Source organism: Pelomonas sp. KK5 (genome assembly GCF_001984095.1).
In the GTDB taxonomy this organism is placed as follows: Bacteria; Pseudomonadota; Gammaproteobacteria; order Burkholderiales; family Burkholderiaceae_C; genus KK5.
The window spans coordinates 1-10239 of record NZ_LYVQ01000231.1 but is presented as its reverse complement, the minus strand read 5'-3'; the positions used below and the strand labels follow the sequence as shown (position 1 = coordinate 10239).

Annotated in this window: 8 protein-coding genes; 2 read left to right on the top strand and 6 right to left on the bottom strand. The window is 71.1% G+C overall.

Features of this window, described 5'->3' with window-relative positions:
• Positions 1 to 1484, top strand: a 1484-nt coding sequence (locus B0W88_RS33840; RefSeq protein WP_158080943.1) for a hypothetical protein, incomplete at its 5' end; no start/stop codon positions are given.
• 41 nt (positions 1485 to 1525) lie between these two features.
• A complete protein-coding gene (locus tag B0W88_RS25895; RefSeq protein ID WP_077037483.1) occupies positions 1526 to 1861 on the top strand; it encodes a hypothetical protein in 336 nt (111 codons plus the stop codon).
• A 9-nt stretch (positions 1862 to 1870) separates the two neighbouring features.
• Here B0W88_RS25895 and B0W88_RS25890 read toward each other — a convergent pair whose 3' ends face one another.
• The 6 genes from B0W88_RS25890 to B0W88_RS25865 all read right to left on the bottom strand — a co-directional run bounded on the left by B0W88_RS25890 (position 1871) and on the right by B0W88_RS25865 (position 10163).
• Positions 1871 to 3814: an ATP-binding protein gene (locus B0W88_RS25890; RefSeq protein ID WP_077037482.1), complete on the bottom strand. Its 1944-nt coding sequence runs from the start codon at positions 3812 to 3814 to the stop codon at positions 1871 to 1873.
• A 31-nt stretch (positions 3815 to 3845) separates the two neighbouring features.
• Positions 3846 to 4004, bottom strand: a complete 159-nt coding sequence (locus tag B0W88_RS25885) for a DUF3309 family protein (RefSeq protein WP_077037481.1) — start codon at positions 4002 to 4004, stop codon at positions 3846 to 3848.
• Between the two features lie 96 nt (positions 4005 to 4100).
• Positions 4101 to 6590: a TonB-dependent receptor gene (locus B0W88_RS25880; protein WP_077037480.1), complete on the bottom strand. Its 2490-nt coding sequence runs from the start codon at positions 6588 to 6590 to the stop codon at positions 4101 to 4103.
• A gap of 125 nt (positions 6591 to 6715) precedes the next feature.
• Positions 6716 to 8995 (bottom strand): xanthine dehydrogenase family protein molybdopterin-binding subunit, encoded by a 2280-nt coding sequence (locus tag B0W88_RS25875; RefSeq protein ID WP_077037479.1) that lies wholly within the window; start codon positions 8993 to 8995, stop codon positions 6716 to 6718.
• Positions 8992 to 9468 carry a (2Fe-2S)-binding protein gene (locus B0W88_RS25870; protein WP_077037478.1) on the bottom strand — a complete coding sequence of 159 codons (477 nt, stop codon included), beginning with the start codon at positions 9466 to 9468 and terminating at the stop codon, positions 8992 to 8994. Before B0W88_RS25870 ends, B0W88_RS25875 begins: the two co-directional genes overlap by 4 nt.
• 56 nt (positions 9469 to 9524) lie before the next feature.
• Positions 9525 to 10163 (bottom strand): response regulator transcription factor, encoded by a 639-nt coding sequence (locus B0W88_RS25865; protein WP_077037477.1) that lies wholly within the window; start codon positions 10161 to 10163, stop codon positions 9525 to 9527.
• Between the last annotated feature and the right edge of the window lie 76 nt (positions 10164 to 10239).

Here is a 10239-nt window from a genome sequence, read left to right as displayed (position 1 = left end):
GCGGCGCGCGGGGTGCCCAGGCACGGGCGGCGCAGCCGCAAGCCGCGCAGCCGCAAGTCGTGCAGCAGCCGCCGCAGCGGCCTCGCGTGGCCCCGCCGCGCCCGCGCTCGCGCTTCAACGCGGACTTCGGCCCCGAGGCGCTGGTTGCCCTGCGCAAGGACCTGGACCGCGGCCAGGTGATGGGCATCGGCAAGGGCCTGGGCGACTTCGCCGACGTGCTGAAGAAGGCCGAGGCGCTGAACCTGGTCGGCACGCAGGGCCGCAACAAGGCCATCACCGAGCTGATCGCCGAGATCGGCGCCTATTGCAACGAGGAGCGCCGCCAGTCCTACGACGCGGAGAAGAAGCTGGGCGCCAAGGGCAGCCGCATCACCGTGCAGAAGTACGAGACCGCGCAGGCCATGCTGCTGGAGGTGCGCCGCCTGGCCGAGGACGGCGCCGACGCGGCCTTCCCCGGCCGCGGCGACCGGAGCTCCGCGCAGTACCTGCAGCAGCGCCAGGACCATGCGGCGCGGCTGGCCGAGATGCTGGGCGCCAAGAGCGCGTCGGCCGGCAGCTCGGACGTCAAGCTGATCAAGAACGGCGACAACAAGGTGGCCTACGCCTTCAAGTCCATCGAGGGCGAGACCGAGCAGACCACGATGGAGCCCGGCGGCGCCACGATGCGCGAGCTGATGGCCAGCGCCTTCGGCGACGCGATCCGCGCGCAGTGCGGGCTGGACTTCGGCTTCCCGGCCGTCACCGCCGCCACCATCGGCAACAAGCCAGGCGCGCTGATCGAGGGCCTGTCGGGCGAATGCTTCGACGTGGACGGCTCGCGCAAGGAGCTGGAGAAGGGCGAGCGCACGCAGGAGGAGACGACGGCGATGCGCCAGGTGTGGGAGAACCGCGCCGCCACCATCGCGCCGGCCGAGCTGCAGAAGGTGATGCTCAGCGGCCTGGCGATGGGCAACTTCGACGTCAAGTGGGGCAACATGATGGTGGAGGCGGACGGCAGCGTGCGGCCCTTCGACGCCGGCACCGCCTTCCCCAGCACCTGCGACATGGCCAGCGCGATCGCCCGCGACCTGATCCCGATCAACCTGACGATGGCCCCGGGCGGCACCGACCTCGCTTCGGCGCAGGCGCCGATGGACCCGGCGCTGGTGGCGCAGTTCGCCGCCATCGACACCAATGCCCTGCGCCGCACGATGGCCGCCGCCCGCGCCGAGGCCGCGCGGGCCAGCGGCCTGGCCGAGGACCTGGTGGACGACGCCGCGATCGACCGCGCGCTGCACTCGATCACCATCGTGCAGGACATCCTGCAGGCCTCCCCGCAGATCACGATGACCGATTTCGCCAACGCCTACGGCCTGCGCATGGGCGAGCTGGTGTCGGCGGCCGACCTGCAGGCCTTCCAGGCGCTGGATGCCGAGGACCCGTCGCTGATCAACCTGAAGCCGCGCGAGTTCGCGACCCGGCTGAAGGCGCGGCTGGCCGGCTGAGCGGCTCTTGAATCCTGCACCGGCGCCCGCAAGTCGGGTGCATGGACAGCACCACCTCCTCGCAGAAATCCATCGACGTCCCCGCCGGCCTGCGCCCGCTGGCCACGATGGGCGTGCTGCTCGAACGGCTCGAGCGCCTGCCCCGTGCGGCCACGGCCGCGCAGTACCGCGACGTGGTCAACAAGGTCACGCAGCTGCTGCAGCAGGCCGAGCCCGGCGCCGGGCTGGAGGCCGTGCTGTCGATGCTGCCGGCCACCGCCGAGCTGTACGAGAACCTGCACTACGCCCAGGCGGGCCTGTGCCGCGAGCCGCTGGAGGCGGCGGCGCAGGCCGAGTTCGCCACCCGCGAGGCGCTGGCGCTGATCTCGCGGCGCTGAGCACCGCCCTCAGGACGAGAGCGCACGCAGCATCGCGGCTGCTTCGTAGGGCTTCTGCAGCACCGTGAATCCCTCCGAACGCGCCTCAGAAGCGGCGGCGCTGTAGCCCGAGGCCAGCAGCACCCGCGCCTGCGGCAGCCGGCGCCGCACCTGCCGCGCAAGCTGCAGGCCGTCGAGCCCGCCGGGCACGACGATGTCCGAAAACACGATGTCCGGCCGCAGGCCCTCGTCCAGCAGGGCGAGCGCCTGCGAAGCGTCGTCGAGCGCGCGGACGACGAAGCCCGCCTGCGTCAGCAGCAGCGAGGTGGACTCCAGCACGTCGCGGTTGTCGTCCACCAGCAGCACCAGTTCGCCCGGCCGGGGCGCGGGCCGCCCGGCAGCGCCGCCGTCCTCGGCCTGCCGAGCCGTGGCGCGCGGCAGCGCCATGCGCACCGTCGTGCCCTGCCCCAGCTCGCTGCGGATCTCCACCTCGCCGCCGCTGCCGCGCACGAAGGCATGGACCTGAGCGAGGCCCAGGCCCGTGCCCTTGCCCGGCGCCTTCATCGTGAAGAAGGGTTCGAACACCCGCTCCAGCGCAGCGGCCGGAATGCCGCCGCCTTGGTCGCTCACCTCCAGCAGCACGCGCTCGCCGGCATTGCAGATGGCAAGGCGCACCTCGCCGGCGCCGCCCTCCTGCGCGTCGCGCGCATTGGTCAGCAGATTGGCCAGCGCCACTTCCAGCTCGGTCGGGTCCACATGCACGGGCGCGGTGTCGGGGTCGATCTCGAGCCGCACCAGCACCTGCGCGCCCAGCACCGGCTGGAAGGCCTCGACGAACTCGGGCACGCTGCGCTGCAGCTGCACGCGCTGCGGCAGCAGCTGCCGCCGGCCCGCCACCAGCAGCAGCTGGCGCGTCAGCTGCTCGGCGCGGCGCAGGCTGCGCCTGACCACCGCCACGTCCGCCTCCACCAGCTCGCCGGCGCGGCGCCGGATGATCTCGCTGCGTGCCGCCACCACCTGCATGAAGTTGTTGATGTCGTGCGCCAGGCCCGCCGCCAGCTGGCCCACCGCCTCCAGCTTCTGCGCCTGCGCCAGCGCACGCTCGGCCCGCTCGCGATGCTGCATCTCGGCATGCAGCGCCTCCACCGAGGCGGCCAGCTGCCGCTGCAGCTCGCGCACATGCAGGGCCAGCAGCACCATCACCACCGCATTGGCCATCAGGCCCTCGACCCGGGCGCCGTACCAGGCCAGCGTGTAGCGGCCGCCACCGAGGCTGCTGAGCAGCACGCCGGCCGCCTCCGCCACCAGCACGAGGACCAGCCACAGGTACAGCGAGCGGCGCACCAGCCCGCCCCGCCAGATCAGGACCACGGCCACGGCCGCGACCAGCGCGCCGAGCTGCGAGCCGAGGTCGTTGACCGGATTGAAGCGGGCGCCCTGCGGCGTGGCGACCAGCGCGGAAACGCCGCTGGCCGCCAGGGCCATCGCCAGCGCCGCGGCGGCGGCCAGCCAGGCGACGGCGGCCGGAGCGATGCGAACGGCCTTGCGGCCACGGAGCTCCACGCAGACCGCCCACAGCACGAAGACCGGAAAACCGGCGCGCCAGGCCACGAACAGCCAGCTCACCGTGTTGCCGTTGCCGAATACCGAGCCCTGGGCCAGCAGCGCGCCGGGGAAGCTCAGCGCATGCAGCAGGCCCATCAGTCCGCCGTACAGGTAGGCCGCGGCGATGATGCGCTGCGGCCCCGAAGGCCGCTGCGCCGAGCCCAGCAGCCAGAACGTGGCCAGGTCGATCACGGCGGCGCACACGCCGTAGAGCCCCGACACATGGGGCATCTCCACCAGGCGCACGCCGGCGCTCGGAAGCGCCAGCAGCGCGCTCAGCACGACCAGCAGGCACAGCAGCAGGACCACCCGCCGCTGGCGGGCGGAGGCGAGCTGGTCTACGACGTCGAAGGTGGCGGGCGCAGGCACCCGCTGATTCTGCCCGTTAGGGCTGGACGGTCTAGATGCGGCCCATCAGCAGCAGCACGACGAGCACCAGCAGCACGAGGCCGAGGCCGCCGCTGGGCCCGTAGCCCCAGCCGCGGCTGTAGGGCCAGGCCGGCACCGCACCGATCAGCATCAGGATCACGCAGATGAGGATGATTGCACCGAGAGTCATGATCTTCTTCCGGAGTTGGGGGAGGTTCACCGATGATTCGGCGAGCCGCCCTTGCGGGGAAGTCCACGCCATCCCGGCGCGCTGTAGTCCTTCGCCTCAATCGAAGCTGAAGCGCACCCCGAGCGCGAAGGTCCGCGGCGCGCCGGGCGCGAGGAAGGTGCCGCTCGCCACCGGATACTCGTCCGCGCCGGCCGGCCGCGGGAAGCGGCGGGCCACGTAGCTGCCGTTCGAGTCGAAGGGGTTGCCGCCCAGTTGCGCGCCGGTGGCGTACTTGCGGTCAAGCAGGTTGGCGACCTGGGCGAAGAGCTTGATCCTCTGCGTCGGCTGCCAGTCGGCGTCGAGATTGAAGATCGCATAGCCGGCGTAGCGGCCGGGGCCGGTGTAGTAGACGCCGTCGGGCCGGTCCTGGCCGTTCTCGTTGCCGCGGGCGTTGGCGCCGCTGCTGGCGCTCATGTCCAGGCCCACATGCCACTGGGCGCTCGGGGTCCAGTCGGCGTAGAGCTTCAGCTGCTTGCGCGGCAGGTTCGGGATGCGGTCGCCGGGGCGGATGTCGATCGTGCCCTGCTGGCCGGGAAAGCCGTCCTGCGCGGCGTCGTTGCTGCTGTTGGACGAGCCGTCCACCGTCTCGGGGCTGCGGTAGGTGGCGTCCAGCAGCGAGAGATTCGCGCCGACGGTCAGCGTGGACAGCGCCTTGGTGCTCAGCCCTAACTCCAAGCCTTGACGGCGTGTCTTGCCGAAGTTGCGGAAGTAGCCGAAGCCGGCGGCGTTGTCGGAGACGAAGAGCAGGTCGTCCTTGTTGTCCGAGCGGAACACGCCAATGTTCCACGCCAGCTCGCCGGCCTTGCCGCGCAGGCCCGCCTCGATCGTCGTCGTGATCACCTGCTTCAGCGGCGGGTCGCCGGCGAAGGAGTTGGGCAGCTTGCAGGGCGAGGCCGGGTCCGCGCAGCCCAGCTCGATCGCACTGGGCGCGCGGCTGCCCTGGTTGATGCCGGCATAGGCGCCGAAGGCCGGGCCCGGGTTGAAGGTGATGCCGATGGCCGGGTTGAAGTGGCTGAACGTGTGGTCGCCGTCCAGCGAGCCGGTGCCGCCGCCGGGCGTGATGCCGTCGCGGTTGCTGACCGTGTTGCGGTTGTAGCGGCCCGAGAGCGTGAGGTGCGTCTGCGGGTTCAGCGCGATCGTGTCGCTGGCGTAGAGGCTGCTCGTGTGGCTGCGGCTGGACAGGTCCACGCGCGAGTCGATGGGGTTGCCGTCGTCGTCCTGCAGCGAGCCGTCGGCAAAGGCATCCAGCGGCGTGATCGAGCGGTCGGCGTTCAGGTAGCCGAACTGCGCCGTCTGGTGGAAGCGGATGCGGCTGGCGTCATAGGCCAGGCCGGCCAGCAGCAGATGGCTGTCGGCCTTGGCCGAGACCTGCAGCGCGAAGCCGTAGTTGCGCTGGTTCGTCTCGGTGCGGTTGATCAGGCCGTTGCACTTCTCGAAGGGCTCGCCGTCCTCGCCCAGCAGCACGGCGGCGATGCAGCGCCATTTCGGGAAGGGCGTGTTGGCCGCGTTCTCGCCGCTGGTCGGAAAGCCGCTGTAGCCGCCCGCGGTCAGCGCCGCGTGCTCGTTGGCATTGGGCTGGTAGAGCGACTCGCCGGCGGCGTCATCGTTGAGGTCGCCGTTGAAGGTGCTGGTGCGGATATGGCGGTAGTAGAGATTGCCGCTGAGCGTGAGCCGCTCGTTCAGCGCCTGGCTCACTTGCAGGTTGAGCATCTGCGAGCGGTTCCTGGTCTGGTCGGGGATGGTGAACACGCTCTTCCAGTCGCGCTCCAGGGCCTGTGATTCCTGCGCGCCGTTGCCGATCAGGTCGTTGGAGGCGGCAGCCAGGCTCAGCGAGACCTCGGCCGTGCCCAGCTTGCCGCCGAACTTGCCGAAGAGCTGGCTCAGGTCCGAGGGCGAGGCGACGCGCCAGCCCTTCTCGTGGAAGCGGTTGCCGGTGACGAACCAGTTGAAGGCCGCCGTGCCGCCGCCGCTCTCGAACTCGCCGGCCACGCGGCTGTGCGAACCGGCGCTGAGCTGCACCGAGCTGCCGGGATCGGTGAGCCCGTCCTTGGTCTGCACCGCCAGCGCGCCGCCCAGCGTGTTCAGGCCGAACAGCGGATTGCTGCCCGGCATCAGCGTGACCTTGGCGATGGCGGATTTCGGGATCAGGTCCCAGCTCACCACGTCGCCGAAGGGCTGGTTCACGCGCACGCCGTCCACGTACACCGACAGGCCCTGCGGCGTGCCCAGCAGCGGCGAGGCGGTGAAGCCGCGGTAGTTGAGGTCGGGCTGGAAGGGGTTGTTCTGCGTGCCGTTGAGGCTGACGCTGCCCAGGCCGCGGCCGAGGTAGTCGCTCAGGTCCAGCGCCTGGCGGCGTTCGAGATCGGCGGACGTGGCCGTCTGCACGTTGGCAGGCACCTGCTCGCGCGGTACGCCGAGGCCGGGCAGCGGCGCGATGCCGACGACCTCGACGGTGGGCAGCTGCGACGTGGCCTGCTGCGCCTGGGCCGCCAGCCCGGTGAGCAGCAGGACTACGGCCGCGGGGACGGCGCGAAGGGCGGCGGACATGGGAGCGTCTCCTCGTTCTCGTTGTCCGCCGACCTTACAAAAACCCCTGTCGCATCGACAGGGAAATTTGCCCGCGTATGACGCGGGCAAATTCGCGGCGCAGCCGCAAATTGCCGCCGACAAGTTCAGGCGCGCAACTGCTCCCCGATCGGCAACTGCCGGATCCGCTTGCCCGTCGCCGCGAAGATCGCATTGCACAGCGCCGGCGCGATCACCGGCACGCCGGGCTCGCCGACGCCGCCAAGCGGCAGCGTGTAGTCCGACGGCGTCAGGTGAACGACGATCTTCTTCGGCGCCTCGTTCATCCTCGCGATCAGGTACTGGTGGTAGTTGTCCTGCTGCACGCGGCCGTCCTTGAAGGTGATCTCGCTCATCAGCGCCTGGCTCAAGCCGTTGAGGCAGGCCCCTTCCATCTGCGAGACGACCCGGTCCGGGTTGACCATCGCCCCGCAGTCCACCGCGATGTCCACCCGCGGGATGCTCAGGTTGCCCTTGGCATCCACGGCCACCTCCACCACCGCCGCGATGTAGGAGACGAAGCTGTAGTGCACCGCCAGGCCCAGGCCGTGGCCATGGGCCATCTTGCGCCCCCAGCCGGCCTCCTTGGTGACCCGCTCGACCAGCCGGCGCAGCCGCCCGGTGTCGATCGGATAGCGCTCGGGCGACTCCCCGTGGTTGAACACGTCGTTGATCTTGTCCGGGTCGATCCTGCGGTCCGGCCCGATCAGCTCCAGCAGCACCTGCCGGTGGTCCTGCTTGCGGGCCGCGGCGATCTCGGCGACGAAGGACTGCGCCGCGAAGGCATGCTGGATGTTGTTGACCGAGCGCAGCCAGCCCAGCCGCGAGTGGGCCTCGGCGGCCGGGTTCTCGATGCGGATATTGGGCACGGCCAGCGGCAGGTTCACCAGGCCCAGGCCCAGCTCGATGCCGCTCAACTGCTTGGGGTCGGGCATGAAGATCGAGAAGAAGGTCGGCTCGGCCGAGCGGTGCAGCCAGGCGGTGACCTTGCCCTGCGCATCGAGGCCCGCTTCCAGGTGCTGGGCGCAGGGCGCGTGGAAGTAGTCGTGGTGCAGGTCGTCCTCGCGGGTCCAGGTCAGCTTGACCGGCTTGCCGTCCATCGCCTGCGAGACCAGCGCCGCCTCGACGACGAAGTCCGCCTTGCTCTTGCGGCCGAAGCCGCCGCCCAGCAGCGTGACGTTGACGGTCACCTGGTCCGGCTGCAGGTTCAGCCGCTTGGCGATGCGGTCGCGCGCGGCCTGCGGCGACTGGCTGGGCGCCCAGACCTCGCAGCGGCCGTCCTTGATCTGCGCGGTGGCGGCGGGCGCTTCCATCGTCGCGTGGGCCAGCGTGGGCACGTAGTAGTCGGCCTTGATCGTGCGGGCCGCCCCTTTCAGCGCGGCATAGGCATCGCCCTCGCTGCGGATCTCCTTGCCGCCGGGCTGGGACACCGCCTGCTCCAGCTCCTTGCGGTAGGCGGCCGAGTCATAGCTGCCGTGCGGGCCGACGTCCCAGTCCAGCTTCAGCGCATTGCGGCCCTGGATCGCCGCCCAGGTGTCCTTCGCCACCACGACGACGCCGCCGATCGGCTGGAACTCCGAGGGCGGCGGCGTGCCCGGCAGCTCGAACACCTTGATGACGCCGGGCACCTTCTCCGCCGCCGCGCCGTCGAAGCCGCGCAGCTTGCCGCCCAGCACCGGCGGCCGCGCGATCACGGCGTAGACCATGCCGGGCAGGCGGGTGTCGATGCCGTAGTGCGAATGGCCGGTGACGATGGCCTCGATGTCCACCAGCCGCGGATCGCGCTTGCCGATGTAGCGGAACTGGGCCGGGGTCTTGAGCTTCAGCGTCTCGCGTGGCGGCACGTCGAGCGCGGCCGCGGCCATCGCCAGCGCGCCGTAGCCGAGCTTGCGGCCGCTGGCCTTGTGCACCACCTCGTGGTTGATGGCCTGCACCTCGCCCACCGGCACGCCCCAGCGCTGCGCCGCCGCCTGCTCCAGCATCGCGCGGGCGCTGGCGCCGCAGCGGCGCATCGGCTCGAACCAGTGGCGGGTGGAGCGGGAGCCGTCGGTGTCCTGGTTGCCGTACTTCTCCTCGTTGCCGATCGCCTGCACGACCTTGACGCGGGCCCAGTCGGCCTCCAGCTCGTCGGCCACCACGCGGGGCAGGTTGGTGCGCACGCCCTGCCCCATCTCCGAGCGGTGGGCAATGATGGTCACCGTGCCGTCCTCGGCGATGGCGAGGAAGGTCTTGGGGCTCTCCTGCAGGCCATGGGGCATGCCGTCGCCGCCGTATTTCTTGGGCTCGTCGGCTTGTGCCGGGCCGGGGAGGCCGACGTAGAGCACGAGGCCCGCGGGCAGCGTGGCGCGCAGGAAGTCGCGGCGGGTGGGGGTGAAGCGGGCGTTCATGCGGCCTCTCCCGTTGCCTTCATGCCGGCGGCCTGCTTGATGGCCGTGCGGATGCGGGTGTAGGTGCCGCAGCGGCAGAGGTTGCCGCTCATCGCCTCCTCGATCTGCTTGTCGCTGGGCTTCGGATGGGCCTTCAGCAGCGCGCAGGCGCTCATGATCTGCCCGGCCTGGCAGTAGCCGCACTGCGGCACGCCGACCTCGGTCCAGGCCTTCTGCACCGCGCGGCCGGTGGGCGTGGCGCCGACGCCCTCGATCGTCGTCAGCTTCTTGCCCGCGGCGGCGGACATCGGCGTCTGGCAGGCGCGCACCGGCTGGCCGTCGAGATGCACGGTGCAGGCGCCGCACAGCGCCATGCCGCAGCCGAACTTGGTCCCGGTCATGCCGAGGTGGTCGCGCAGCACCCACAGCAGCGGCGTGTCGTCCGCCGCGTCGTCCACGGCCATGGACCGGCCGTTGATGTTCAAGGTCGTCATCTTGCTGTCCTCTCCAGTGGAAGGCCGGGCCGGGCGGCCCGGTCGGGGTGGCGACTTCAGGCCACCGGGATCAGCCCATGCCGCAGCGCGAGATGCGCCATCGCGGCGGAAGTGCTGAGCCCCAGCTTCTCCTTGATCACCGACTGGTGATTGGAGACCGTCTTGGGGCTCAGGTGCAAGGCCCGCGCGCAATCGGCGAGCGAGCTACCGCACGCCAGCAGGCGGAAGATCTCGAACTCGCGCTGGGTCAGTGCGTCGAAAGCCGGTTCGGCCGCCCGGCCGGGCTCGTGCAGCAGCCGCGCCGGCAGGTCGGGGCTCAGGTAGCGGCCGCCGGCCATTGCGCGGCTCACCGCCTCGATCAGGCACTCCGGCGCGCTGGCCTTGGTGACGAAGCCGCGCGCGCCGAGCTCCAGCGCGCGGCGCACCAGCATCTCGCTGTCGTGCATGCTGAAGACCAGCAGCCGCGCCTGCCCACCGTGGCGCTCGCGCAAGCGCCGGATCAGCTCCAGACCGCCGCTGCCGGGCAGCGAGAGGTCGGTGATCGTCAGGTCCGGCTCGTGGCGGGCATGCAGCGCGCAGGCGCTGTCGACGTCGCCCGCCTGGCCGACGACCTGCATCTCGCCGTCCTGCTCCAGCAGCCGCTGGTAGCCGGCGCGCACCACCGGATGGTCATCGACGAGCAGCAGGCGGATCATGCAATCTCCCGGGTGCGCAGGGGCAGCTTCAGTTCCACGCAGGTGCCGCCGCCGGGCTGGCTGCGCACCTCGAGCC

Bases quoted from the DNA above. Each gene is read 5' to 3' on its own strand.
- B0W88_RS25875 (WP_077037479.1), bottom strand. From the start codon at position 8,995: ATGAACGCCCGCTTCACCCCCACCCGCCGCGACTTCCTGCGCGCCACG.
- B0W88_RS25895 (WP_077037483.1), top strand. From the start codon at position 1,526: ATGGACAGCACCACCTCCTCGCAGAAATCCATCGACGTCCCCGCCGGC.
- B0W88_RS25880 (WP_077037480.1), bottom strand. From the start codon at position 6,590: ATGTCCGCCGCCCTTCGCGCCGTCCCCGCGGCCGTAGTCCTGCTGCTC.
- B0W88_RS25885 (WP_077037481.1), bottom strand. From the start codon at position 4,004: ATGACTCTCGGTGCAATCATCCTCATCTGCGTGATCCTGATGCTGATC.
- B0W88_RS25870 (WP_077037478.1), bottom strand. From the start codon at position 9,468: ATGACGACCTTGAACATCAACGGCCGGTCCATGGCCGTGGACGACGCG.
- B0W88_RS25865 (WP_077037477.1), bottom strand. From the start codon at position 10,163: ATGATCCGCCTGCTGCTCGTCGATGACCATCCGGTGGTGCGCGCCGGC.